This window comes from Acinetobacter sp. HZNU-JH01, from assembly GCF_037996845.1.
Taxonomy (GTDB): domain Bacteria; phylum Pseudomonadota; class Gammaproteobacteria; order Pseudomonadales; family Moraxellaceae; genus Acinetobacter; species Acinetobacter haemolyticus.
In genome coordinates this window covers 1,612,480-1,638,519 of sequence record NZ_JBBMZX010000001.1, presented here as the reverse complement: position 1 = coordinate 1,638,519, position 26,040 = coordinate 1,612,480, and the positions used below count along the sequence as shown (strand labels likewise).

At 42.1% G+C, this 26,040-nt stretch carries 21 protein-coding genes; 20 read left to right on the top strand and 1 reads right to left on the bottom strand.

The genetic code is table 11. From position 1 onward, the window contains the following. From AAC851_RS07840 to AAC851_RS07825, 4 genes are all read left to right on the top strand, one after another. Entirely contained in the window at positions 1-1,500 is a 1,500-nt protein-coding gene (locus tag AAC851_RS07840) for a UDP-N-acetylmuramoyl-L-alanyl-D-glutamate--2,6-diaminopimelate ligase (protein WP_340600720.1), read from the top strand. A gap of 22 nt (positions 1,501-1,522) precedes the next feature. Beyond that, the gene (locus tag AAC851_RS07835; RefSeq protein WP_340600719.1) at positions 1,523-2,920 is read left to right on the top strand and encodes a UDP-N-acetylmuramoyl-tripeptide--D-alanyl-D-alanine ligase; all 1,398 of its coding nucleotides are present in this window, start codon (positions 1,523-1,525) and stop codon (positions 2,918-2,920) included. Then, a complete protein-coding gene (gene mraY / locus AAC851_RS07830) occupies positions 2,921-4,039 on the top strand; it encodes a phospho-N-acetylmuramoyl-pentapeptide-transferase (RefSeq protein ID WP_005087040.1) in 1,119 nt (372 codons plus the stop codon). It begins immediately after the preceding gene. Between the two features lie 62 nt (positions 4,040-4,101). After that, positions 4,102-4,920 carry a putative RNA methyltransferase gene (locus AAC851_RS07825; protein ID WP_340600718.1) on the top strand — a complete coding sequence of 273 codons (819 nt, stop codon included), beginning with the start codon at positions 4,102-4,104 and terminating at the stop codon, positions 4,918-4,920. A 28-nt stretch (positions 4,921-4,948) separates the two neighbouring features. Here the strand turns inward: AAC851_RS07825 and ponA are convergent, their stop codons facing one another. Continuing rightward, on the bottom strand, positions 4,949-7,540 hold the full coding sequence (gene ponA, locus AAC851_RS07820; RefSeq protein ID WP_026070395.1) for a penicillin-binding protein PBP1a: 2,592 nt from the start codon (positions 7,538-7,540) through the stop codon (positions 4,949-4,951). A gap of 163 nt (positions 7,541-7,703) precedes the next feature. Between ponA and AAC851_RS07815 the strand changes: the two genes are divergently transcribed. The 16 genes from AAC851_RS07815 (at position 7,704) to vapC (ending at position 25,996) form a co-directional block, all read left to right on the top strand. Beyond that, positions 7,704-8,762, top strand: a complete 1,059-nt coding sequence (locus AAC851_RS07815; protein WP_004641327.1) for a pilus assembly protein PilM — start codon at positions 7,704-7,706, stop codon at positions 8,760-8,762. Beyond that, a complete protein-coding gene (locus tag AAC851_RS07810; protein ID WP_004641325.1) occupies positions 8,762-9,406 on the top strand; it encodes a PilN domain-containing protein in 645 nt (214 codons plus the stop codon). The genes AAC851_RS07815 and AAC851_RS07810 overlap by 1 nt, the downstream gene beginning before the upstream one ends. Continuing rightward, on the top strand, positions 9,403-10,113 hold the full coding sequence (locus tag AAC851_RS07805) for a type 4a pilus biogenesis protein PilO (protein ID WP_005088515.1): 711 nt from the start codon (positions 9,403-9,405) through the stop codon (positions 10,111-10,113). Before AAC851_RS07810 ends, AAC851_RS07805 begins: the two co-directional genes overlap by 4 nt. After that, a complete protein-coding gene (locus AAC851_RS07800) occupies positions 10,113-10,640 on the top strand; it encodes a pilus assembly protein PilP (protein ID WP_005088514.1) in 528 nt (175 codons plus the stop codon). The genes AAC851_RS07805 and AAC851_RS07800 overlap by 1 nt, the downstream gene beginning before the upstream one ends. Positions 10,641-10,701: 61 nt before the next feature. Continuing rightward, positions 10,702-12,834: a type IV pilus secretin PilQ family protein gene (gene pilQ / locus AAC851_RS07795; protein WP_167365854.1), complete on the top strand. Its 2,133-nt coding sequence runs from the start codon at positions 10,702-10,704 to the stop codon at positions 12,832-12,834. 38 nt (positions 12,835-12,872) lie between these two features. Then, positions 12,873-13,415 carry a shikimate kinase AroK gene (gene aroK / locus AAC851_RS07790; RefSeq protein WP_005087029.1) on the top strand — a complete coding sequence of 181 codons (543 nt, stop codon included), beginning with the start codon at positions 12,873-12,875 and terminating at the stop codon, positions 13,413-13,415. Positions 13,416-13,434: 19 nt separating this feature from the next. After that, positions 13,435-14,520 carry a 3-dehydroquinate synthase gene (aroB, locus tag AAC851_RS07785; protein WP_325771328.1) on the top strand — a complete coding sequence of 362 codons (1,086 nt, stop codon included), beginning with the start codon at positions 13,435-13,437 and terminating at the stop codon, positions 14,518-14,520. Positions 14,521-14,535: 15 nt separating this feature from the next. Beyond that, positions 14,536-15,408 carry a hypothetical protein gene (locus tag AAC851_RS07780; RefSeq protein WP_340600717.1) on the top strand — a complete coding sequence of 291 codons (873 nt, stop codon included), beginning with the start codon at positions 14,536-14,538 and terminating at the stop codon, positions 15,406-15,408. 461 nt (positions 15,409-15,869) lie between these two features. After that, positions 15,870-20,348, top strand: coding sequence for a glutamate synthase large subunit (gene gltB / locus AAC851_RS07775; RefSeq protein ID WP_340600716.1), 4,479 nt, complete (start codon positions 15,870-15,872; stop codon positions 20,346-20,348). A 71-nt stretch (positions 20,349-20,419) separates the two neighbouring features. After that, positions 20,420-21,841 (top strand): FAD-dependent oxidoreductase, encoded by a 1,422-nt coding sequence (locus tag AAC851_RS07770; protein ID WP_005087020.1) that lies wholly within the window; start codon positions 20,420-20,422, stop codon positions 21,839-21,841. A 170-nt stretch (positions 21,842-22,011) separates the two neighbouring features. Next, complete coding sequence (locus tag AAC851_RS07765) at positions 22,012-22,902, top strand: metal-dependent hydrolase (protein ID WP_320532897.1); 891 nt, start codon at positions 22,012-22,014, stop codon at positions 22,900-22,902. A 173-nt stretch (positions 22,903-23,075) separates the two neighbouring features. Continuing rightward, complete coding sequence (locus AAC851_RS07760) at positions 23,076-23,666, top strand: LemA family protein (protein WP_004641306.1); 591 nt, start codon at positions 23,076-23,078, stop codon at positions 23,664-23,666. A 24-nt stretch (positions 23,667-23,690) separates the two neighbouring features. Next, positions 23,691-24,749 carry a TPM domain-containing protein gene (locus tag AAC851_RS07755; RefSeq protein ID WP_320532898.1) on the top strand — a complete coding sequence of 353 codons (1,059 nt, stop codon included), beginning with the start codon at positions 23,691-23,693 and terminating at the stop codon, positions 24,747-24,749. Further along, positions 24,743-25,303, top strand: a complete 561-nt coding sequence (locus AAC851_RS07750; RefSeq protein ID WP_340600715.1) for a TPM domain-containing protein — start codon at positions 24,743-24,745, stop codon at positions 25,301-25,303. Before AAC851_RS07755 ends, AAC851_RS07750 begins: the two co-directional genes overlap by 7 nt. A gap of 54 nt (positions 25,304-25,357) precedes the next feature. Next, positions 25,358-25,585, top strand: a complete 228-nt coding sequence (gene vapB, locus AAC851_RS07745; RefSeq protein WP_161409140.1) for a type II toxin-antitoxin system VapB family antitoxin — start codon at positions 25,358-25,360, stop codon at positions 25,583-25,585. Continuing rightward, the gene (vapC, locus tag AAC851_RS07740; protein WP_008941148.1) at positions 25,586-25,996 is read left to right on the top strand and encodes a type II toxin-antitoxin system tRNA(fMet)-specific endonuclease VapC; all 411 of its coding nucleotides are present in this window, start codon (positions 25,586-25,588) and stop codon (positions 25,994-25,996) included. The last annotated feature ends 44 nt before the right edge of the window (positions 25,997-26,040 follow it).

Below are 26,040 nucleotides of genomic sequence, written 5' to 3'. Positions count from 1 at the left end.
ATGTCGATTAGTTTTCAACAGATACATCCGATCAGCATAGATGCGGTTTGGTATACACAACCTTTTCAAGGCTTTAGTCTGGATAGTCGTAAGGTTCAGAAGGGGCAAATTTTTATTGCTCTGAGCAGTTATAGCCAACCTGAAAAAACACGCCAGTTTGCTCAAAATGCACTGGATGCAGGTGCATTGGCGGTTATTAGTGAAACTGCTTTAGGCTTTGTGAATGAATGGGTGTGTCCAGATGTCCGTTATCAAATGGGTGAATGGCAAAAGCAATATTTACAGGCAATTGATCCTGTACAGCCTATATGCGGTGTTGCAGTCACAGGTACTAATGGAAAAACCACGATTTCACGCCTGATTGCTGAGTTGATTAGCTCGCAAGGTAAAGGTTGTGCGGTGATGGGCACCACGGGTAATGGTATTTTGCCCAATTTAACACCATCTACCCATACCACCTTAGATGCTTTGCAACTTCAACATGCTTTGCATGATTATGCAAAACAAGGTGCAAGATTTGTGGCATTGGAAGCAAGCTCACATGGATTGGAGCAAGGTCGTCTGAATGGCTGCGATTTGGAAATGGCGGTTTACAGTAATTTAAGTCGTGACCATTTGGATTATCACGGTACATTAGAAGCGTATGCTGAAGCAAAAGCGCGGCTTTTCAAATTTACGACCTTAAAAGCAGTGGTGATTAATCTGGATGATGCATATGCCCAACTCATGTTAGATGCGGCTAAAGCCAATCCATCTCAACCGAAAATTCTGACGTACTCCTTAACCCAAGCAACGGCTGATTATCATATCGATGCTTTAGAGTATCGTTTGAGCGGCGCGAATTTTACGCTGTTGGCACCAACAGGTTCATATGCAGTTCACAGTCCATTGCTTGGGCATTTTAATGTTGAAAACTTATTGGCCAGTTTAATTGCTGCTGAGTGTGCAGGCTTTGACTTGGCGGATTTAGTTGAATTTGTGCCACAACTTCAAGGCGCGCCGGGTCGTATGCAAGTGATTCAAGACTCAAATCGCCTGTTCGTGGTGGACTATGCACATACGCCAGATGCTTTAATTCAAGTGCTAACAACTTTGAAGCGACATGTTACAGGTCAACTGTGGGCTGTATTTGGTTGCGGTGGTGATCGTGATCGTGGCAAGCGTCCGTTGATGACGCAAGCAGCACTTGATCATGCTAATCCCGTTATTTTGACTTCGGATAATCCTAGAACTGAGGATCCAGCACAGATTTTTGCTGACATGAAACAAGGGATGAATTTTACTGAGCATCTCATGCATGAAATTCATGATCGTAGAGAAGCAATTAAATTTGTCGTTGCTCAAGCTCAAGCGGGTGATATTGTGGTGATTGCAGGGAAAGGGCATGAAAACTATCAGGAGATTGATGGCGTGCGTCATTGGTTTGATGATGTGGTTGAGGTGCAGTCTGCGATAGCAGCCCAACCACATTCCTTAGATTCTGCTTATTCTGCACAATAGCGTTAAAAGGTAAATAAAAACCATGCATACCTCAACAACCAGTACTGTTCCATTAGAAGCGTGGACAGCAGAACAATTACAACAAGCGACTCAAGGGGAATGGTTTCGGCAGAATCTTCCGAAGAGTGAAATTAAGCGTATTTTAACGGATTCACGTCATGCGGAAATGGGCGATGCATTTCTGGCTTTAAAAGGTGAGCGTTTTGACGCACATGATTTTGTTACGCAAGTTGCCGCTCAAGGATGTCAAATTGCGATTGTTGAGCGTCCAATAGATTCAGATATTGCACAGTTGATTGTCAAAGATACTCGATTGGCTTTAGGTCATTTAGGGACTTATCGTCGTCAGCAAAATCAACAGTTAAAGGTTATTGCTTTAACAGGAAGCAGTGGAAAAACCACCACTAAAGAAATGTTAGGCAGCATATTATCTCGTTTAGCACCGACTTTAATCACACGTGGCAACCTGAATAATGATCTGGGTGTGCCGATGATGTTGCTTGAGCTCCGCCCAGAGCACCAATTTGCGGTAATGGAATTGGGTGCGAATCACCAAGGTGAGATAGATTACACGTCTAATTTAGTCCAGCCACATGTTGCAGGGATTTTGAATATTGGAACTGCTCATTTGGGTGAGTTCGGAGGGCGTGATGGAATTTGTCGTGCTAAGTCCGAAATTTATGCACATATCCTACCTAGCGGGACTGCCATTGTTCCTTCAGATGATGATTTCACCGCCACTATTCGTCAAAATGCAGGCAATCATCCAATCCTGAGTTTTGGTGAGGGTGGTGATGTGTACGCAACGGAGATTCAGCTGAATCCGCAGTCCGCACAATTTAACCTCCATACGCCAGAAGGCTCGAGAACAGTCAATCTCCCATTTGCTGGTGCACATAATGTGCAGAATGCAACAGCAGCAACTGCCTTTGCATTAGCGATAGGTATACCTTTAGATGATATTGTTCAAGGTTTAGAGCAAGCCCAAGGGGCCAAGGGCCGTTTGAACTTTATTCAACATCAAAGTTATCTGTTCATTGATGATACTTATAATGCGAATCCTACCTCAATGCGCGCCGCAGCAAAGGTCTTGCTACAACAGCAGGGTTTAAAAGTGATGGTGATGGGGGATATTGGGGAATTAGGCGATAGTAGTTGGCAGGAACATCATGATTTGGGTCGTGATTTGATTGAGTTGCCCTTAGATCATTTGGTGGTGGTTGGTGAATTTGCTGAAGCAGCACAACAAGGTTCTGGATGTGCAGAAAATTTACATGCATTTGCAACACAAGCAGACGCTCTACCGTTTTTAATTAATTTAGTCCAAACACATCAACCCCAGTCAATGAGTTTCCTCTTTAAAGGGTCTCGTTATACCCATATGGAAACGTTGATGGCTGATTTGATGGAGAAACTTTAAATGTTGCTATGGTTATTTGAACAATTGGCCGGGTATAACAGCTCGTTCCAAGTTGTTCGTTATTTAACACTTCGTTCTTTATTGAGTGTATTGACCGCGTTGATGATCGGGTTGTTCCTTGGGCCGATGATGATTCGTAAATTACAAGCATTAAAATATGGTCAAGCGGTCAGCTCTTTTGCTCCAGAAAACCATGCTAAAAAAATGGGGACACCTACGATGGGGGGGATTTTGATCTTACTCTCCATCGGGATAAGTACCTTGTTGTGGGCTGATCTATCTAACCCTTATGTTTGGATCGTGTTAGGGGTGATGGTGGTGTTCGGTGCAGTCGGTTGGGCAGATGACTGGATCAAAATTCGCTATAAAGACAATGCTGGTTTACCTGCTCGAAAAAAATTCTTTTGGACTTCACTTGCTGCACTTGGGGCGGGTGTTGCGCTTTATGTGATTGCAAAACAACAAGATAGTCCTGTGCATACGGCAAACATGTTGGACTTGTTGATACCATTCTTTAAAAATCTTTCAATTCCACTTTCTGCAATTCCACTCGGTTTAGCATTTATTGCTTTTACTTACTTGGTGATCAATGGTGCTTCGAATGCGGTTAATTTAACTGATGGTTTAGATGGTTTGGCGATTATGCCGATTGTCATGGTTGCTGCTGGTTTAGGTGTATTTGCTTATTTGTCTGGTGATGTTCGCTTTGCAACTTATCTACATATTCCTTACATCAAATATACCTCTGAATTGGTGGTGATCTGTTCAGCAATGGTGGGTGCTGGTTTAGCTTTCCTTTGGTACAATGCCCACCCTGCGCAGATTTTCATGGGTGATGTTGGCGCTTTAGCATTGGGTGCAATGTTAGGTACGATTGCGGTGATGGTGCGTCAGGAAATCGTATTTGCGATTATGGGCGGTGTTTTCGTCATGGAAGCAATTTCTGTTTTCTTGCAGATTGGTTCATTGCGTATGCGAAATAAGCGTGTGTTCTTAATGGCACCCTTGCACCATCACTATGAAAAGCAGGGATGGAAAGAAACACAGGTGGTCATTCGATTCTGGATTATTACGATTTTCTTGGTTGTTTTAGGTTTAATGACCTTAAAATTACGTTAAACCACGATTCAAAGAAAGAAGCTGGTGAAAATGCCAGCTTTTTTTATGTTTGGAGAAAATGAATGAGTTTATTGATGTGCCCTGTGTGTCGCCAAGCTCTACACTTGGCAGAAAATGCATGGCGATGTGAGAATAGTCATAGTTATGATGTGGCAAAACAAGGCTATGTCAATTTACATGTGGTGCAGCATAAGCACAGTAAGACACCTGGAGATACACCTGAATCGGTATTGGCGCGTCGAGAATTTTTACAGGAAGGATTTTATCAACCTTTACAACAGGCGGTGGTTGCATTGTTACAGCAACTACAACCTAAATCAGTCTTAGATATCGGTTGTGGTGAGGGGTACTATACGAGCGCAATGCAAGGGTGCACAGATCAATGTGTTGGGGTAGACATTGCCAAAACAGCGATACAGCGTGCAGCCAAGCTCAATGCGAACGTCACTTGGGTTGTTGGTACAGGAGCAACTTTGCCTGTACGAGACCGCACTATTGATGTGTGTACCAGCTTGTTTAGCCCAATTCCTCAAAGTGAAATTGTTCGTGTATTAAGGGAGAAAGCTTATCTGATCGTAGTGACACCTGCACCAAGACATTTATATGAGTTGCGTGAAGCTTTGTTCGAGCAAGTAACTTTGCATGAGCCTCAGAAATTTGTGGAACAGTTAGCTGCACAGTTCAAGCTGGTTCAATCACAATGCGTCGAAGCACCAATGTTGCTTGATCAATATGCATTAAAAAACTTAATTGCAATGACGCCTTATGCTTATAAAGCCAATCCTGAGCGACGTATGAAGCTAGAACAAGTACAGCAATTTTCGGTCATTGCTGCTTTTCAGATTTATGTATTTGAAAAAAACCAACAGCCATCAAATTGATGACTGTTGGTTCTGTTAAAACTTGAAACTATTGAATTTGATTAATTAAATTCTCGATACCATCACGCTCTCTTTGTTGTGGTGGGTTCTGGGTGGTAGAGCCCATGTTTGGAGGCTGTCTGCGCGCAGGGGTGATCGTCTGTTCAGTATTGGATGTCGTTTCAGATAAATCTGAAAAATCACTTTGAGCTGAAGTGGTGGGCGCTGGCGGCGCAGGGCGATAAAGTGGACGAGCCAAAGGTGGAGATGCTCGGTATTCTTTACGATCCTGATTTTGCTGAACTTGCATTTGATCATGTGAGATCGGGTCTTTGGCATCTTTGTCCAATTTTACCCATGCAGACGGTGTGTCTTTTAAAGCATTTGCCATAAAGTTCGTCCAAATTGGCAATGCAGCGACTCCACCATATTCTCTGCGGCCCAGTGTTCGTGGTTGGTCGAATCCAACCCAAGCAACCGCGACAAGATTTCCATTGAAACCAGCGAACCATGCATCTTTGGCATCGTTGGTTGTCCCTGTTTTACCCCCTAAATCATCACGACCGATTCGAAGTGCAGCCCGACCAGTACCATGCTGAATAACATCACGCAATATGTTAGCCATATCATAGGCAGAGCTGGATTTTAGGATGCGTTGTGCTTGACGATAGTCACTGTTGGTTTTGACCATTTGTTCAGTTTGAGTTGTATTTTCCATTACTTCAGAAGCGGCATTGTCTTGCTCTAGGCTTTGATTGGTGATTTCAGTAACATTACTTTGCTGTTCATCTGTTGGCGCTATAGCTTGGGCATCTGATGAATTCTTGTTGATACATGGAATACATGCATATTCAGGTTTGGCTGTATAGATCACTTTGCCAGTGACATCTTCGATACGTTGGATAAAATGCGGTTGAACACGATAGCCACCATTGGCAAAAGTTGCATACCCTGTTGCCATTTGTACAGGCAGTACCTGTGGCGTTCCTAAGGCAATGGTATAGTTACGTGGAATTTGATCTTCTTGTAAGCCAAAGTCCATGAATAACTGACGTGTACGCTCGATTCCAACATTTTGTAATAAACGTACTGAAACTGTATTTCGAGAAAGATATAGAGCACGTCGTAGCGGGATCATACCGAGATAGCGGCCGTCAGAGTTTCTTGGTGACCATCTACCAATGGTAATTGGACTATCATTGACCATGCTATATGGCGTCATGCCGCGTTCTAATGCAAGGGCATAGACGAACGGCTTGATGGTTGAACCTGGTTGACGCCAGCCTTGGATGGCACGGTTAAATTTTGAATGATAAAAGTTATAGCCCCCTACAACAGCTTCTATTGCGCCGTCATTCGGATTTAGAGCAATCAATTGGCCTTGAACCCGCGGAATTTGGGTTAATGCCCAAGCTGTTTTATCGCTATTTGGACGTAAACGAACAATATCTTTAACCTTAACAATTTGTGAGGCATTCGAAGGTGCTCCGCCTACGCTATTCACATTGCGGTATGGGCGAACCCATGACATGCCCGACCAATTTACAGTAACCGTTGAGCCGTCTTGTAATAAGGCTTCAAAGGAGTTGTTATTGACTTTGGTCACTTGAGCCGGAAATGTGTTGGCAAAAGCCATAAATTGATTCAATGGTTGATCGTGAGCTTCAGCACCACGCCACCCATGACGTCGATCATAAGCTTCTAAACCATCTTGGAGGGCTTGTTCCGCGTAGCGTTGGCGTTTACTGTCAATGGTTGTATAAACTTTATAGCCAGAATCTGTTGCTTGTTCACCAAAGTGTTTGACTAATTCAGCACGGACCATTTCGCCCACATACGGAAATACATTGCTCACTGAGCGATCAACCATATTTAAGTTAATCGGCTCTGCGACGGCTTTTTGGTATTGATTTTGATTAATATAGCCGAGTTGTAACATGCGCCCAAGAATCCAATTACGGCGCTCCAGTGCGCGTTGTGGATTGGCAACAGGGTTATAGCGAGATGGGGCTTTAGGTAAGCCTGCAATCATCGCCATTTCGGCAATACTTAGATCATCAATCTCTTTGTTGTAATAAATTCGTGCTGCTGCTGCGATTCCGTAGGCGTTTTTACCTAAAAAGATTTTGTTTACATACGAACTGAGAATTTCTTGTTTACTTAGATTTTGTTCAATTTTTCTGGCAAGAAAGACTTCTGTTAGTTTACGTCGTAGTGTTCGTTCTGGACTTAAATAATAATTTTTTGCAACCTGCATGGTGATCGTTGAGCCGCCCGTTTGCACATCAGATCCAGTAATTGACTCGGTTATCGCTCGCCCGAGACCTTTAAAACTGATACCACTATGCTCAAAAAAGGAAGAATCTTCTGCAGCCAGAAACGCATGGATAAAGGTGGGTGGAATTTGCTCATATTCAACAGGAATGGAAAGGTTACCGCCATATTCAGCAATAAGTTGATTATCTGCTGTATAGACCTGCAATGGTTTTATAAGTGGCGCCTTTTTTAATGAGCTCATATCTGGCAGAGATGGTGCCAGATAGAGATACATGCCATAGAATCCCATTGGAAGTGAGACTAAGATAATAATAAGGATCAAAAAAAATGGGCGAACAATACCAGAACTGGATAGCTTTTTCATAATAAGTAAGTTTTAATAAGAGCGAATGGCAAACTAATTGTGGTCAGTATATCCTTTAGACATGCGGATTGTTAGATGAGATATTGTATCCGTATTAATTAAAGACCAAAACAAATTAGTATGTTGTATTTTTTGGGGATAAAAAAATAAATAGGAAAGTACTGTGCTCAGGTTATATCGTAAACCAAATAAGGGGTTAGTGGGGGTCGATATTAGTTCGACAACTGTTAAATTATTGGAGCTCTCTGTAAAGAACGGTAGATATTGGGTTGAAAGTTATGCTGTGATGCCGCTGCCTGAAAATAGTGTGGTGGAAAAAAGCATTCTGAACCCAGAGGCGGTAGGTGATGCACTTGAAAGAGTGGTGAACCTTGCGAATCCTCACACCAGTAATGTTGCGATGGCAATTCCGACATCTATGGTCATTAATAAGATTATAGAAATGGATGCTGACATGACGGATGAAGAACGTGAAGTTCAAATTCGTATGGATGCTGAGCAATACATTCCGTTCCCATTAGATGAAGTGAGTCTTGATTTTGAAGTCCTGCCTGATCGATTAAATAATCCAAATCGGGTGAATGTACTTCTGGTTGCAACACGTACTGAAAATGTAGATACCCGTGTTGAAGTGTTGGAACTGGCTGGCTTAACAGCAAAGAAAGCAGATGTTGAAAGCTATGCAATGGAACGTGCATTCTGCGTCTTTTCTGATACCTTGCCGATGGGTGCCAATACTGTTGGGATATTAGATATTGGCCATACGATGACCACCTTGTCTGTTATGCAGAAAGGGAAAATTATCTACACGCGTGAGCAGGTTTTTGGTGGACGTCAACTGACACAAGATATTCAAAGTCGTTATGGTTTATCTTTTGAAGAAGCCGGTCGTGCAAAAAAAGAAAGAACCTTACCTGATGATTACGATATTGAAGTATTAGAGCCATTCTTGGATGCAGTGGTACAACAAGCAGCACGTTCACTACAGTTCTTCTTTTCATCATCTCAGTTTAATGAAATTGATCACATCTTGCTGGCAGGCGGAAATGCGAATATTCCCGGTCTAGCGAAGTTATTACAACAAAAATTAGGTTACCGAGTAACGATTGCCAATCCATTTTTACAAATGGGGTTTTCTCCACAAATCGATATTAAAAAAATTGAAAATGATGCGTCCTCACTGATGGTTGCATGTGGTTTGGCATTGAGGAGTTTTGATTAATGGCAAAGATTAACTTACTCCCTTGGCGTGATGAGCTAAGAGAACAAAGAAAGAAACAATTTATTGCATTTTGTGTTGGGGTGGCTGCTTTAGGAATCGCATCTGTATTTACAGCATGGATGTATTTTGATCACAAGCTGAATGATCAAGAACAAGCAAACCAGTTTATTGTGAGTACCAATCAAAACTTAGATGTTCAACTGAAGTCATTAGAGGGATTGCAAGAGCGTCGCAATGCGATTATTGAACGCATGAAGTTGATTCAAGGACTGCAAGGACAACGACCAGTCATTGTACGTTTGGTTGATGAGTTGGTGCGTGTAACCCCTCCAACAATGTACATCACTAAGTTTACGCGTACAGGTGATAAATTTACCATCGAAGGAAAAGCAGAGAGTCCAAATACCGTTGCCGAGCTGTTACGAAATTTGGAAGCTTCACCTTGGTATCGTAACGCATTTATGAATTCGTTTTTGGCATCAGAAGAGAAAAAAGATAAAGCCGTTAGCTCTTTAGTTCCTCGTGTCGAAGAAAATTATGGCAGTTTCGTTGTTACTGTAGACTTGGGTGAAATTGGAACCACGGTGACAACTGATCCTGCTTCAGAATCAGCTGCATCAGTAACAGTGGGAGGCGCACAATGAGTCAAGATGAACTAAATGATCTCAATCAAGAAGGCGCAGCTGTAAAGAAAAAGAAAATGACAGTTGAGCAATTTTTTCAGCAATTTAATACTTTAGATATGAACAACTATGGCAGTTGGCCATGGTCGGTAAAAGTGACGTGTTGGATTTTTATTTTACTCGCTGTTGCGGCATTGGGTTATTTCGTTGTGATCCAAAAGCAGCTACAGACGATAGCTAATGCTGAAGCGCGTGAACAAAGTCTATTAAATGAGTTTAGAGAAAAGGAATCTAAATTACGTAACTTGCAGCAATACCAAACTCAATTGCAAGAAATGGAAGCGAATTTTAATCAACAGCTTGAGCAGTTGCCAAAAGAAACTGAAATTCCGAGTTTGGTTGAGGATATGAACTTAACTGGGGTAAATTCGGGTCTGAAATTTAAAAATATTCGTTTAGAAAAAGAAGTTAGACAAGAGTTCTTCATTGAGCAACCAATTAGTCTGGAAGCAACAGGCGATTATCATGCCTTCGGTGCTTTTGCGACAGGTATTGCCGCTTTGCCTCGAATCGTAACTTTGCATGATTTTATCGTCGAAGCGAAAGAAGATACTCAGAAAAAATCTGATATCCCTGTTGTCCATTATACGGTTAAAGCAAAAACTTATCGTTATGTTGGGGCGGATGATCAGGTTGATAGCACTGCTGTTTCAGGAGGGCAACGCTAATGAATAATTATAAATTATTACTTACATTATTCGTTGGTCTTGGGTTAGTGGGGTGTGACTCTCGCATTGATGCGGTGAATCAAAAAATGGCTGAAATCCGTAATCAGCCACCGTTACCGATTGAACCTGCGCCTATTTTTACGCCAGTTCCTCTATTTAATTACGCAGCACACCAACTGAAAAGTCCATTTATGCCAAGTTCGTTGGCGGCTGAATTAAAAATTATGGCAGGTAAACGTGTTTATCCTAATTTTAATCGCCAGCCTCAGCCTTTAGAAAGCTATGCCTTAGAGTCTTTGAATATGAAAGGCAGTATGCGTGGCCGTGCTAATGAAACCATTGCACTGATTCAAACACCAGATGGGCAGATTGAACGGGTGCAAGTGGGAAGCTATCTGGGGATGAATCAGGGGCGGATTATTAAAATTAGTCCAACACAAATCGATTTGGTTGAAATCGTTCCTGATGGGCGAGAGGGTTATGTTGAGAGACCAAGAACACTCGTTTTAATTGGACCTGCGCCGTAAGATTAAGGGAATAACAATGAAAAAACAGTTTAAAGATTCTTTATTTGGGGAAGCGAAGACCATGAATCGTGCATTCCGTCAATTTTCAATGGGTGCTGTCGCAATAGCAGTGATGCAGGTAGCATCAGCACAAGTGAACATGACCAACATTGTGCCAATGAGTTTGGCTGATCAGGGGACTGAAATTCGTGTCATGTTTAATGGTCTGCCACCACAGCCGCAGGCATATCAACTTGAACAACCCTCTCGTTTGATTTTGGATTTTGATAAAGCTAAACAAACCTTAAAGCAGAGTTCTATACCTGTTGCAACCAATGAAGCCAGTTCAGTAGAAGTCGCTGCGGATGACCAGCGTTCTCGCGTGATTGTGAATTTGAAAGATGCAGGCGCTTTTACCACACGTGTAGAAGGTAATACTTTTATTCTAAAAATTAATTCTGCGCGTCCTGCTATTGCGAGTCCTGTATCTGCGACTGCCCGTCAAGTACAACAAGGGGTTTCAAATATTGGTTTCCAACGTGGCAATCAAGGTGAAGGTCTAGTTGTGATTGATTTATTGGGTAGTAATACGCCAGTAGATGTACAGCAGCAAGGGAGTAAAATCGTTGTGCGGACGATGGGGAATAAAATTCCGACCCATTTAGCACGTCGTTTAAATACCAATGATTTTGCGACTCCTGTAGCAAGTATTGATGCCTATAATGATAAAGGTAATGGTGTGATTACCATTCAGTCTGCGGGTAGTTATGAATACATGGCTTATCAAGCTGAAAATAAACTGACGATTAGTTTAAAGCGACCTGAAGAAAAATCACCATTAAAAGCAAAATCTCAAACTTATACTGGCAATAAGATTTCTTTAGATTTCCAAGATATTGAAGTGCGTCGTGTGCTGCAGTTACTTGCTGATTTTACCAATATCAATATGGTGGCTGCTGATACGGTACAAGGGAATATTACTTTACGCCTAAAAGATGTACCTTGGGATCAGGCTTTGGATATCGTCTTAAAGACCAAAAATCTAGATAAGCGTCGTAATGGTAATGTGATATGGATCGCGCCAGTTTCAGAGTTGATTAAGGCTGAGGAAGAAGAGGCAAAAGCCATTGCTCAAAGTGTAAAGCTTGCACCAATTCAATCTGAATATATCAAGCTGAGCTATGCAAAAGCAGCAGATATTTTAAAACTGATCGAAGATTCTCGTGATGGTAAAGCTGGTATGTCCAATCGGACAGCAAACACAGATTCACTTGCTTTAGAAAGCTTATTGAGTCCGCGAGGTAGTGCTGTCGCAGATGTGCGTACTAATACTTTGATCGTAAATGATACTGCCCAAAATATTGACAAGATCCGTAAGATGGTGGATCTGTTAGATGTTTCAGTTAAACAGGTGATGATCGAAGCCCGTATTGTTCGGGCGAGCACAGACTTTACTCGGGAGATGGGGGTCAAGTGGGGAATCTTATCTCAAGGTGTCACCCGCAATAATGATTTATTAGTCGGTGGAAGTGACACTACGCTGTGGAATTTGAGAGAGCCGAAAAAGGATAGTGATACTGGTGGTTGGAAATATGAAATCGAACGTCCTGATAATTTAAATGTAGATTTGGGTGCAGTTACTCCGGGTGCAAGTCGTATTGCTTTTGGCTTAATTAGCCTCTCTGATTTTATGTTGGATTTAGAACTTTCTGCAGTACAGGCGGATGGTTTTGGTGAGGTTATTTCAACGCCTAAAGTGATGACTGCTGATAAGCAACCTGCAAAGATCGAGTCAGGAACCAAAATTCCTTATGCATCTTCGACGGGTGGGGGCGCAAATGCGGTACCTAAAACGGAGTTCATTGATGCAACTTTAAGCTTAGATGTGACTCCAAGCATTACGCCCGATGGAAAAGTCATGATGAAACTTAACATTGCAAAAGATGCACCTGGCGCACCAACGCCAACGGGTCAATTAACCATTAGTAAGAATTCAATTGATACCAATGTTTTGGTTGATAATGGTGAAACTGTAGTGCTTGGTGGTATTTTTGAGCAGGAAAATATCAGCTCACAAATTAAAGTGCCATTTTTAGGTGATCTTCCGTATGTGGGACGACTTTTCCGTCGTGATCTGAAAACAGACAATAAACGTGAACTGCTTATTTTTGTGACACCGAGAATTGTTAATGACACTTTGACCAGAAATCATTAATATATTTTCAATAATTGCAATTAATATAGGTGGCGCCTTTGCCAAGCAAAGCGTTTGAATCCCTACCAAATATCTATTTGGTAGGGCCGATGGGGGCAGGAAAAACAACTGTTGGTCGACACTTAGCTGAACTGTTAGGACGAGATTTCATGGATAGCGATCATGAAATTGAACGTAAAACAGGGGCGACGATTCCATGGATTTTTGAAAAAGAAGGTGAAGTGGGGTTTCGTTTGCGTGAAACAAATGTGTTGAATGATTTAACTGCCCGCTCTTCACTTGTTTTGGCTACAGGTGGCGGGGCAGTGACCCAACGACCCAATCGAGAACTTTTAAAACAACGAGGCATTGTTGTTTATCTATATACTCCTGTAGAGCTACAACTACAGCGAACCTATCGCGACAAAAATCGTCCATTATTACAAGTCGAAAACCCAGAACAGAAGTTACGTGACTTATTGGAGACACGTGATCCTTTGTATCGTGAGGTCGCACATCATATTATTGAAACTAATCAAGGTGCTGCACGTGATCTTGCTCAGCGAATTCTGCAAGTAATTTTATCTAAACAAGTTAAGTAATCTGTCGTTGGTTTAAGTTATGCAAACATTATATGTCGAGTTAGGCGAGCGTCGTTATCCGATTTTTATTGGAAGTCATTTAGATCCTAAAACTTTGCTTGAGCCATATTTACATGGGCGACAAGTCATGCTGGTTTCCAATACCACTGTCGCTCCTTTATATTTGCAAAGCTACAAAGATGCGCTCATTCAACTGAATAAGCAGGTTGCGCAGTGCATCTTACCTGATGGTGAGCAATTCAAAGATATTCAACATCTCAACTTGATTTTTGATGCTTTATTAGAGTCTGGTTTTAATCGTGACTGCACGGTACTGGCTTTGGGTGGTGGTGTAATTGGCGATATGGCTGGATTTGCATCGGCATGTTTTCAGCGTGGCGTGAATTTTGTACAAGTACCGACCACGCTTTTATCTCAGGTAGATTCGAGCGTTGGGGGGAAAACGGGGATTAATCATCCTTTGGGGAAAAACATGTTAGGTGCTTTTCAGCAACCGCAGGTGGTGCTTGCGGATATGGCCCAGCTAGATACCTTGCCTGATCGCGAGCTATCAGCGGGTTTGGCTGAAGTCATTAAATATGCACTATTGGGTGATCAAGACTTCTTGTTATGGTTAGAGCAACATATGGATGCATTGGTTGCTCGTGATGCAAATTTACTAGCAGAAGCGGTTTATCGCTCATGTGCCCATAAAGCACGTATTGTTGCTAATGATGAAAAAGAACAAGGTGAGCGAGCATTATTGAATTTAGGTCATACTTTTGGTCATGCGATAGAGTCTTATTTGGGTTATGGCGTATGGTTGCATGGAGAGGCTGTTGCAACGGGTATGGTCATGGCTGCAGATTTATCACAGCGTTTAGGGTGGATCGCGGTTGAAGATGTAGAACGTACAAAAAAAATCATTCAACGTGCTAATTTACCGATATCATGTCCAAAAATTCCATTAGATGAGTTTCTTGCTTATATGGCACATGATAAAAAAGTTTTAAATGGTCAATTGCGCTTAGTTTTGCTCCAAAAGTTAGGGCAAGCTGTGATCACTAAAGACTTTGATATTGAGCTAATGAAACAATCTATTCTTGCAAATCAATCTGCAATATAAATCACGAAGGAAAGCATGGCTGTGTCACGATCAATTTGGCAAAATATTCAACAATATAGCTGGCTAGTTTTAGCGCTCGCTTGTTTAATTGCTGCATTGGTTTTTTGGGCGGTGACGGATCGTGATGCTTTGGTTGAAGTGGAGCAACCTTCGAAAACGGAAACCTCTGTGCAAATTCAACCTGAAAAGGTCGCTGCCACGACGCATTTGGGTGCCTTATCAGATAGTGTAAGACCTTTGGATTTAAAAGCGCGTGTGGTGGTTGCTAACGAGCATCTTCCTGAATTTCGTGGGACGAAATTTGTCAAAGACAATCAGCGTCGTTGGACGATGGAAATTTTTCGTAGTTCAAACGAAGCAATTATTAAAAACTTTTTATTAAATCGCTCAGATCGGAAAAAATTTACCTATTTTCGTTTAAGTGGCCAAGATCAAGTTGAACAATATGTTTTGGTATATGGTCTGTTTGCCAATCCAGATGAAGCGAATCGTCAATTTGCACAATTAGAGTTGAGTCTACCAGAATCAATCCAACCGAAAGCACAGCGGCTCGAAACTTATGTCGATTTAGTGAATGATTTGGGTGCAGATGAGATGAAGCTGTCCACCAATCAGCTCTATGCGATTCAATTAAAACCCGCTGCTTTACCAAAGGTTGATGAAACGCTATTAATTGGGACCACTCGAAGTGCGACTTCAGCCAATAAAGCAACTTCATCAGTAGATGCATCGACAACCGTGAGAACAATGGTGACTCGCCGTGATGCACAAGGCAATGTCGTGAATGTCCAGCAAAATCAGTCTGCTGTCCATACACCGACAAATGCAGAGAAAATAAAAGAAAATTCAGATTCTTCTAAGCGCGAAATCAGTGACCCCTTTAATTAATGAGCACTAAAATGGTGCTTTATTAGTGCAATATTGTGGCGCTATGCTTTTTTGTGGTGCATTTTTGGTCAGTAAATCTTGGTCTCAGATCACTATAAATTAAAGTTATTTTAATTTTTTTAATGATTTAGTAAATTTATATCTTGTTGGCATGTTTTTTGCTTTTTTGTGGTGCTAATTTGTCTGCTCAATGTTCTTTTTGGTGCTAAATGACTCATTAATTTGGTGAAATGTAAAGTTTTCTGCTTTACAAAGCCTTGCTAAGGTGTAATAACTGAAAACACATTACATGGTAAATACGCTGATTCTTGGATGAGAAAGACGTATATTGCAAATTCGCCATGAAAAATGTTTTCGCGAAGCATTGAACTTTGTATGAGTTAATCGGCAATATCGCAGAAAATGAATTGATTGTTTGTTGCTCGAAAGAGCCATGTTGAAAAGAAGGGTACGCTATGCACATGCCATCGCCTAATACTGTAGCTCCCGCTCAAGGTTTATATCAACCTGATGAGTTTAAGGATAACTGTGGTTTTGGTCTGATCGCCCACATGAAAGGGGAATCAAGCCATCATTTAGTTGAAACCGCGATTCACAGTTTAAGTTGCATGACGCACCGTGGTGGTATTGCCGCAGATGGTAAGACAGGAGATGGGTGCGGATTGTTATTGGCTATGCCTAAACAATTTTTCCGTGATGAAGCACTAAAATTAGGGGTCAACCTGACAGAAATTTTTGCTGCGGGTACTGTATTTCTAAATATTGATCCAGCACTTGCTCAAAATGCAAAGAATATTCTGAATAAGGAAATTGCAGCGGAAGGTTTAACAGTTGCAACGTGGCGTGTTGTGCCAACAAATAATGACGCATTAGGCGAGATTGCATTGCAATCATTGCCTGTGTTCGAACAAATTCTTGTAAATTGCCCAATGGGCTTAACTGAGGTTGAATTCAACCGTAAGTTATTTTTAGCGCGCCGTCGTGCTGAACAACAGTTGCACAATGATCCTTTATTCTATGTGACGACTTTAGCAACAACGGTAATCAGCTATAAAGGTCTGATGATGCCTGCGGCAATTGCTGACTTTTATACTGACTTGGCGGACGAGCGTTTAAAATCACATATCGTGGTATTCCATCAGCGTTTCTCAACCAACACATTACCGCGTTGGCCGTTGGCTCAGCCGTTCCGTTATCTTGCGCATAATGGTGAGATTAATACCATTACTGCAAACCGTAATTGGGCTTTGGCGCGTACTCCAAAATTTGAAAACCCATTATTGCCAGGTTTAACTGAGTTAAATCCAATTGTAAACCGTACTGGTTCGGACTCTTCTAGCTTAGATAATATGCTTGAAATCCTTGTGGGCGGTGGTATGGATCTATTCCGTGCATTACGTATGCTTGTTCCACCAGCATGGCAAAACGTTGAAACATTAGATGCGGACTTACGTGCCTTCTATGAGTTCAACTCTAAGCATATGGAAGCGTGGGATGGTCCTGCTGGGTTAGTTATTCAAGATGGTCGTCATGCGATCTGTATGTTGGACCGTAATGGTTTGCGTCCTGCACGTTGGGTGATCACAAAGAATGATTACATCACGTTGGCCTCTGAGATTGGCGTATGGGACTATCATCCAGAAGATGTGGTGTCTAAAGGCCGCGTTGGTCCAGGTCAAATCTTGGTGGTTGATACTTTAACTAGTAAAGTGCTGGACACTAAAGATGTCAGTAATCATCTTAAAAATATGCGTCCGTATCGTGAATGGTTGCGTGATCATGCCATTCGCCTGAAAGCGAATCCTGAGTTAGAAGAGCAATTGATTGATCAAGGTTTAGTAGGTGATCAATTAAAAGCAGCTCAAAAAATGTTTATGGTAACATTTGAAGAGCGTGATCAATTGTTACGTCCGATTGCTGAAAGTGGTCAAGAGGCGGTGGGTTCGATGGGTGATGATACGCCAATGGCAGTATTGTCTCGTCAAGTACGCCATGTGTCTGACTATTTCCGTCAACAATTTGCGCAAGTCACCAATCCACCAATTGATCCATTACGTGAATCAATTGTAATGTCATTGGAAACTTGTTTAGGTCGTGAGCAAAACGTATTCGAACAAGGTCCAGAACATGCGGATCGCATCATCATTTCAAGCCCTGTATTGTCTAATTCGAAAATGCAGCAGCTTCGTGATGTAGAAAAAGAGCGCGAAGGCTATGGCGTAGTTGATATTGATTTGAATTACGCTGAGACTGAGGGTTTGCAAGCTGCAATTACACGTATTTGTGAAGAAGCCGCGCAAGCAATTCGTGATGGTAAGACTTTGATTGTTTTAACGGATAAAAATATTCGTGAAGGTTTCTTACCTGCAAATTCAGCATTGGCAACAGGTGCAGTTCACCATTATTTGATTAAAACCGGTTTGCGTACTGATGCAAACATTTTAGTTGAAACGGGTTTTGCTCGTGACGCACATCAATTCGCTGTATTGCTTGGCTTTGGTGCAACAGCGGTGTATCCGTACTTAGCTTATGACGTAATCAATGATTTGGTTGCTAAAGGTGAGTTATTGGGTGATCCAATTCACGCACAAGCGAATTTCCGTAAAGGGATTGAGAAAGGCTTATTAAAAGTACTCTCTAAAATGGGCATCTCGACGGTTGCCTCTTATCGTGGTGGTCAGTTATTTGAAGCAGTTGGTTTATCTTCAGAGGTTGTGGACCAATGTTTCCTTGGTGTGCCAAGTCGTATTCAAGGTGCAACCTTTGCTGACTTAGAGAAAGACCAGAAGAAGTTGGCGACCACTGCTTGGCAGAACCGTAAGCCGATTGATCAAGGTGGTTTGCTCAAATTTGTTTTTGGTAAAGAGTACCATGCGTTCAACCCAGACGTGATTAACTCACTTCACAAGGCTGTTCGCTCAGGTCAATACCAAGACTTTAAAGAATATGCAGAGTTGGTAAATAATCGCCCTGTTGCAACGATTCGTGATTTATTTAAGTTAAAAACCACCAATTCAATTGCATTGGATCAAGTTGAAACCATTGAAGAGATCTTGCCTCGCTTTGACTCTGCGGGTATGTCTTTAGGCGCATTGTCTCCAGAAGCACATGAAGCAATTGCGATCGCAATGAATACTATCGGTGGTCGTTCGAACTCTGGTGAGGGCGGTGAAGATCCTGCACGTTATGGCACGATTCGTAACTCAAAAATTAAACAGATCGCATCAGGTCGTTTTGGTGTAACACCAGCGTACTTAACTTCTGCTGAAGTTCTACAGATCAAAGTGGCGCAAGGTGCGAAACCAGGTGAGGGTGGTCAGCTACCGGGTGGTAAAGTAAATGGCTTGATTGCGCGTTTACGTTACTCGGTGCCAGGCGTGACCTTGATTTCTCCACCTCCACACCACGATATTTATTCGATTGAAGATTTGTCGCAATTGATCTTTGACTTGAAGCAAGTCAATCCTCAAGCGATGGTTTCAGTGAAATTAGTATCTGAGCCGGGTGTAGGGACAATTGCCGCTGGTGTTGCAAAAGCTTATGCAGACTTCATCACCATTTCAGGTTATGACGGTGGTACAGCAGCCTCACCGCTTTCGTCGATTCACCATGCGGGTTCACCATGGGAGTTGGGTTTAAGTGAAGCGCATCAGGCTCTTCGTGTAAACGACTTGCGTGGTAAGGTTCGTGTTCAAACTGATGGTGGTTTAAAAACAGGTTTGGATGTGATTAAAGCCGCTATTTTAGGTGCTGAAAGTTTCGGTTTTGGTTCTACACCAATGATCGCATTAGGTTGTAAATACTTACGTATTTGTCATTTAAATAACTGTGCAACTGGTGTGGCAACCCAACAAGACCATTTACGCCAAGAGCATTATATTGGCGAGCCACAAATGTTAATTAACTTCTTCAAATTCATTGCTGAAGAAACACGCGAATGGTTGGCTGCATTAGGCGTTTCATCACTAAAAGACTTGATTGGTCGTGTTGATTTACTAGAAGTATTACCGGGTGAAACTGAAAAACATGCACACTTAGACCTAAGTGCATTATTAACCTCTCATCCTGCAGCAGAAGGTAAGGCACAATATTGTCAAGTTCAAGGCAATGAACCATTCGACAAAGGTGTCTTGGCTGAACGTATGGTTGAAGAAATGCTACCAGCGATTGAAGCGGGAACAGGCGGCTCATTTAACTTTACTGTAGGTAACTGTGATCGTTCAATCGGTGCGCGTATCTCGGGTGAGATTGCACGTCGTTATGGCAACTTGGGTATGGAAAACAGCCCTGTTGTGATGAATTTGGTTGGTACTGCTGGTCAATCACTTGGTGTGTGGAATGCAGGTGGCTTGCATATCAAACTTGAAGGTGATGCTAACGACTATGTTGGTAAAGGCATGGCGGGTGGTCGTGTATCGATCTTCCCACCAAAAGGTTCACCATTCCAAACACAAAATACTGCGATCATTGGTAACACCTGTTTATATGGTGCAACAGGCGGTAAGTTGTTTGCAGCGGGTACCGCAGGTGAGCGTTTTGCCGTTCGTAACTCAGGTGCATTTGCAGTGATTGAAGGTGCAGGAGACCACTGTTGTGAATATATGACGGGTGGTGTGGTGACTGTATTAGGTAAGGTTGGTCACAACTTCGGTGCAGGTATGACGGGTGGTTTTGCTTATGTGCTTGACCTCGACAATGACTTTGTTGATTACTACAACCATGAGTTGATTGACCTCAACCGTATCTCGACAGAAGCGATGGAAGATCATAAAGAATATCTATTACGTATTCTTGATGAGCATATCCAAGAAACAGGCAGTGCTTGGGCTTACAAAATCCGTAATGAGTTCGACTTCTATAGTCGTAAGTTCTGGCTTGTAAAACCAAAAGCTGCTAATTTGCAAACGCTTTTGAAAACAACCCAAGCTGATCCACAATAATTCCACGACTGCAAAGACATAGGCAGGTGCAGAGGTGAAGAAAACCGCTGCGCCTACCCACGGAGAGAGACATGGCAGAACGCCTCAATAATGACTTTCAATTTCTGGACGTACCACGCCAAGATCCAGAGAAAAAAGATATTACTGTCCGCAAAGCAGAATTTGTGGAAATTTATAAACCTTTTACTGCTGAAGTGGCTGCGAATCAGACGCATCGTTGTTTAGGTTGTGGTAACCCGTATTGCGAATGGAAATGTCCTGTACATAACTATATTCCTAACTGGTTAAAGCTGATTGCAGAAGGTCAAATTTTCCAAGCAGCCGAGCTGTGCCACCAAACCAATACCTTGCCAGAAGTATGTGGTCGTGTTTGTCCACAAGACCGTTTGTGTGAAGGTGCTTGTACCTTAAATGATGGTTTTGGTGCAGTGACGATTGGTAATGCGGAAAAATATATTAATGACACTGCCTTTGCTTTAGGCTGGCGTCCAGATATGTCTGGTGTAAAATGGACCAATAAAAAAGTTGCCATTATCGGTGCAGGTCCTGCGGGTTTAGGTTGTGCTGACATTCTTGCGCGCGGTGGTGTCAAGCCAGTGGTGTTTGATAAACGCCCTGAAATTGGTGGTCTACTTACATTTGGTATTCCAGAATTTAAAATGGAAAAAGATGTGATGAAGCGTCGTCGTGAAATCTTCACGGGGATGGGCATCGAATTCCGTTTGAATACTGAAATCGGTGTGGACGTTACAATTGAACAATTACTTGCTGAATACGATGCAGTGTTCATGGGTATGGGGACTTATACCTACATGAAAGGTGGCTTCCCAGGTGAAGATCTTGATGGTGTTTATGACGCATTGGATTTCTTGATTGCAAACGTAAATCGTTGCCAAGGTTGGGAAAAAGATCCAAGCGAATATATCAGTGTTGATGGTAAAAAGGTGATTGTGCTTGGTGGTGGTGATACCGCAATGGACTGTAACCGTACTTCGTTGCGTCAAGGCGCACAAGAAGTCACCTGTGCTTACCGTCGTGACGAAAGCAACATGCCAGGTTCTGCGCGCGAAGTGAAGAATGCCTATGAAGAGGGGGTGAAATTCCTGTTCAATCGTCAGCCAATTGAAATTGTAGGCGAGAATGGCAAAGTCACAGGCGTAAAAGTTGTGACGACACAGATGGGTGAGCCTGATAGCCGTGGTCGTCGTAGCCCTGAACCAATTCCTGGTTCTGAAGAAGTCTTACCAGCTGATGCAGTTTTATTGGCTTTCGGTTTCCGTCCAAGTCCAGCGGACTGGTTTGCGAATGCAAAAGTCAGCCTTGATGGTTCAGGTCGTGTGGTTGCTGCTGAGCAACAAGAATTTAAGTTCCAAACCTCTAATCCAAAGATTTTTGCGGGTGGAGATATGGTGCGTGGTTCAGATCTTGTCGTAACCGCAATCTGGGAAGGTCGTCAAGCTGCTGAAGGTATATTAGATTACCTTGGTGTCTAAACACTTAACGCTGAAACCTATTCTAAACAAAGCCTGCGAAATGCAGGCTTTGTTCTTTCATCTGGTCCGTTTGGTAGTTTTGGCAAATTTTATAAGCTTTTTTGCCCTGTGCATCGAGTTTTCCTAGCGTAATACTCAAACTCAGTATAAAAATTGCGCAGGCATTCGATATGGCACTTGCAAATGTAAATCAAGAAAAGAGTTATTTAAACCGTCCTAAAGCCTTGGGAATTACGGTGCGACGTTTGCAATTTAATCCACAAAAAATTAAGCGGCATTATTTCGCGAATTCTCCACTGATGTCTCATTTGTTAACGGCACTTTCTTCTACTTTTCCGATTGGGGAACAATACTTTGTCAATAGTGTTCGCAATGTACGAGATAAAGTCAAAGATCCTCAATTACAAGCACAGATTGCAGCCTTTATTGGTCAAGAAGCGATGCACTCCAAGGCACACACTGAATTCAATGATGCATGGCGACGCGATGACTATAATTTAGATCGTTTCCAAGCGTGGCTGGCAAAACGAGATGATGCACTTCGGAATATTCATCCGAAATTGCAATTGGCTTTAACCTGTGCTTTTGAACATTTTACTGCGATGTTAGGGGGATATATCCTCAGACATCCAGAGATTCTGAGTACCTTGGACGATGACGCAATGAAACTCTGGGTCTGGCACGCGATTGAAGAAATTGAGCATCGTTCCGTGGCCTTTGATGTTTACCAAGAAGTGTATGGAGATGATCGTATTCGCCGTTTGTTGATGCGTAGCGTCACCACAGGTTTTGCGAGTTTGGTTTTTTATGGAACGACGCGTTTAATATGGCAAGATAAATGGAATAGTTTGCCTAAAGTCGGCGGTAATTTATTTGGTACATATTTGCTTGTAAAAATGTTAATTCAGCTCATTCCTGAATATTTATCTTATTATCAAGCAGATTTTCACCCTGCCAAGCATGACTATACGAAGTTAGTCAATTATTGGAAAGCACGTATGGCCGATGAATATGGCATGATTTCATTTCAAGAAGGAACAGCATCCAAAATTTATAGTTAATTTAAATCGACGCAAATTGTGTTTAGTGGGGCATTACTTCAAACATGGAAGTGATGCCTTTTTTATTTAAATATTGAATAACCAAATTTAATAAACTTTACACAGCGCGTAAAAAATCACATTACAATAAATTATCGTTAAAAATATAAAGAAAAACTTGAGGATAAATAGGTATGAAACTGATGAAACAAACTGCACTTGCAACAATTTTGGCAAGTACATTGCTATTCACGGGTTGTGGCTATAACACATTGCAAGTTAAAGATGAGGCGGTGACGGCTGCATGGTCAGAAGTGCAAAACCAGTACCAACGACGGGCTGATCTTGTACCTAACTTAGTAAATGTTGTGAAAGGCTATGCCAAACATGAAGAGCAAGTATTGACTGAAGTCACACAGGCACGCTCTAACGTTGCGGGCTTAAAAGTGGATAAAGAAGTTCTAGAAGATCCTGTATTATTTGAGCGTTACCAGCAAGCACAAAGTCAATTGACTGGCGCACTATCCCGCCTGATTGCAGTTTCAGAGAATTATCCTGATCTTAAAGCCAATGAAAATTTCCGAGATTTACAAGCGCAACTTGAAGGTACGGAAAACCGTATTGCAGTCGCTCGTAATCGATATATTACCAGTGTTCAAGATTACAATGCTTATTCACGCCAATTCCCACAAGTCATGACTGCGAAAGTGATTGGCATGAAAACCAAAGAAAACTTCAAGGCGGAACAATCTGCTCAACAAGCTCCTACGGTTTCATTTAATTAACTTTGAATATTTGGGAGTAATTTTATGCTGAAAACATTGAAGCAAACATACAAACAGCGATTGGTCGTCGTTTGTATGCTTCTTTTGAGCGCAATTTGTTTTCAGCATAAGGTATGGGCAGAGCAAGCAACCGCCACTGATCAAAGTGATGTGTTGATTGCAGGCAAAATTATTCAAGAGCAACAAAGAGCCCAACCTTCGACCTCGACCGCCAACAATCAAAATACTCAAACATCAATCGAAGTTGCCAATGATATGGCAGATGGAGAGTCGATTCGAGGGCTGCCAACACTCAATCAACCTGTGATAGATCAGGCGAAGATTCTGAGCCCTGCTGAAATACAGCAATTAGATCAAAAGATTCTGAATCTATACCAACAAGGTAAGGCTCAGATTGGTGTGATTATTGTGCCCACCACAGGGCAAGAGGCGATTTTTGATTTTGCATTGAGAGCAGGGGAGAAATGGCAGCTTGGTTCAGCGAAACGAGACAACGGCTTGCTCATCGCCATTGCGATTAATGATCGGAACATTCAAATCCTCACGGGTTATGGTTTAGAAGGTGTGTTGCCTGATGTGGTATTGAGTCGAATTATTCGTAATCAAATTACACCCGCATTTAAACAAGGGCAGTACGCACAAGGTATATCTGCTGGATTGGATGAAATTACCCGTATTGTGAATCTTGATCCTGAAATTGCACAACAGTCTGCACAAGAACTAAAAGAACGACATGAGCGAGCGTTACAGCAACAGCAAGCCAAAGAGAACACCATGTCGATGGCACTGTTTATTCTGGTTGCTGGTGTGATTGGATCATTTGTGGTTGGAAAGCGTCTGAGTGCATCAACTGCTGGTGTGGCTGCTGCTGTTGCAGGGCTGGTCAATGGCGCTGGTGTTGTGATGAGTTTAATTTTGGGCATCGGTGTATTCTTTTTATTAATCACCTCTTTGGCACAACTCATCTTTCAGGCTTTTCTCTCTGGTGGGGGGCGTGGCGGCGGCGGTGGCGGTTTTGGTGGTGGAGGCTACCGTGGCGGTGGCGGTAGTTTTGGTGGAGGAGGTGCTTCAGGCTCATGGTAACGAAAACAGACACAACACAGATTATTACTCAACCGAAGTTGGATGAGCGTGTCACACCTAGTTTAAAACGTTGGTTTAAACACTTTTTGTATATCTCTGCGACACATCGTTATTTTAATCAACAGGACCGTGTTGAGATTGCCAAAGGTGTACAACAAGCCGAGCAGGGACACGTTGGCGAAATCCAAGTTGTCATTGAAGGGCATATTCCGTGTTCTCAGGCCTATTATCAAGATACGCGTTTACGGGCTCAGCAACTTTTTGCTGAACTTGGGGTGTGGGATACAGAACTGAATAGTGGGGTGTTGTTGTATCTAAATTTATGCGAGCGCAAAGTTGAAATTGTGATTGATCGTGGCTTAAAAAATGCAACGGATGTGGAAACTTGGCAACAGATTTGTGCTTTGATCATTGAGAATTTAAAAAATAAACAGTATCAACAGGGCGTATTAGTGGGTATTGAAAAAATTGGTCAAGTGCTAGCGCAATATTATGATCAACCGCTCCCTGAACAAACCAATGAATTACCAAATGAGCCGATTATTTTGAATTGATAGGATATTAGTTGTGCTATATACTTGTTGTATATAGCGAGAGGGAGGTGTGCTGTGATTACAACCATATTTATGAATAATCGTACCCAAGCAGTAAGACTACCGAGTATTTATCGTTTTTCTGAAACAACTCAAAAAGTTTTTGTGCGACAGGTGGGGGTTGAGCGAGTGATTAGCCCAGTAGAACAGGTTTGGGATAGTTTTTTCGAAGATCCTGAGTTACAACTTTCAGATGACTTTGAGCGTGGCGAACAAATTTCAGCAGAGAGAGAGTCGTTTTAAATGCTGAAATATATGCTTGATACCAATATTGTGATTTATACAATAAAACAAAGACCACTGGCGGTTAAAGAAAGGTTTAATGCTGTTTCAACACAACTTTGTATCAGTAGTATCACTGTTGCGGAATTAATTTTTGGGGCGGAAAATAGCCAAATGCCCGAGAAGAATTTAAAAGTTGTAGAGGATTTTTTATCACGATTGCAAATTTTGGATTATGGTGTAGATGCTGCAATCCAATATGGAAATATTAAAGCTCAGCTAAAAAGAAAAGGTCAACCGATTGGCGAGAATGATCTACATATCGCAGCTCATGCGAGAAGTAGGGGATTGATTTTGGTGACCAATAATACAAGAGAGTTTGAGCGTGTGCCTGCACTACAGATAGAAAACTGGTTGAAAGAAAGCGGTTGAAGCTGAAGATCAAAACACGCTTATTTTTTAAGTAAAACTTGACA

Coding starts and splice junctions, on each gene's coding strand:
- AAC851_RS07840 (WP_340600720.1), top strand. CDS start 1: ATGTCGATTAGTTTTCAACAGATACATCCGATCAGCATAGATGCGGTT.
- AAC851_RS07835 (WP_340600719.1), top strand. CDS start 1,523: ATGCATACCTCAACAACCAGTACTGTTCCATTAGAAGCGTGGACAGCA.
- mraY (WP_005087040.1), top strand. CDS start 2,921: ATGTTGCTATGGTTATTTGAACAATTGGCCGGGTATAACAGCTCGTTC.
- AAC851_RS07825 (WP_340600718.1), top strand. CDS start 4,102: ATGAGTTTATTGATGTGCCCTGTGTGTCGCCAAGCTCTACACTTGGCA.
- ponA (WP_026070395.1), bottom strand. CDS start 7,540: ATGAAAAAGCTATCCAGTTCTGGTATTGTTCGCCCATTTTTTTTGATC.
- AAC851_RS07810 (WP_004641325.1), top strand. CDS start 8,762: ATGGCAAAGATTAACTTACTCCCTTGGCGTGATGAGCTAAGAGAACAA.
- AAC851_RS07805 (WP_005088515.1), top strand. CDS start 9,403: ATGAGTCAAGATGAACTAAATGATCTCAATCAAGAAGGCGCAGCTGTA.
- AAC851_RS07800 (WP_005088514.1), top strand. CDS start 10,113: ATGAATAATTATAAATTATTACTTACATTATTCGTTGGTCTTGGGTTA.
- pilQ (WP_167365854.1), top strand. CDS start 10,702: ATGAATCGTGCATTCCGTCAATTTTCAATGGGTGCTGTCGCAATAGCA.
- aroB (WP_325771328.1), top strand. CDS start 13,435: ATGCAAACATTATATGTCGAGTTAGGCGAGCGTCGTTATCCGATTTTT.
- AAC851_RS07780 (WP_340600717.1), top strand. CDS start 14,536: ATGGCTGTGTCACGATCAATTTGGCAAAATATTCAACAATATAGCTGG.
- gltB (WP_340600716.1), top strand. CDS start 15,870: ATGCCATCGCCTAATACTGTAGCTCCCGCTCAAGGTTTATATCAACCT.
- AAC851_RS07770 (WP_005087020.1), top strand. CDS start 20,420: ATGGCAGAACGCCTCAATAATGACTTTCAATTTCTGGACGTACCACGC.
- AAC851_RS07765 (WP_320532897.1), top strand. CDS start 22,012: ATGGCACTTGCAAATGTAAATCAAGAAAAGAGTTATTTAAACCGTCCT.
- AAC851_RS07760 (WP_004641306.1), top strand. CDS start 23,076: ATGAAACTGATGAAACAAACTGCACTTGCAACAATTTTGGCAAGTACA.
- AAC851_RS07755 (WP_320532898.1), top strand. CDS start 23,691: ATGCTGAAAACATTGAAGCAAACATACAAACAGCGATTGGTCGTCGTT.
- AAC851_RS07750 (WP_340600715.1), top strand. CDS start 24,743: ATGGTAACGAAAACAGACACAACACAGATTATTACTCAACCGAAGTTG.
- vapC (WP_008941148.1), top strand. CDS start 25,586: ATGCTGAAATATATGCTTGATACCAATATTGTGATTTATACAATAAAA.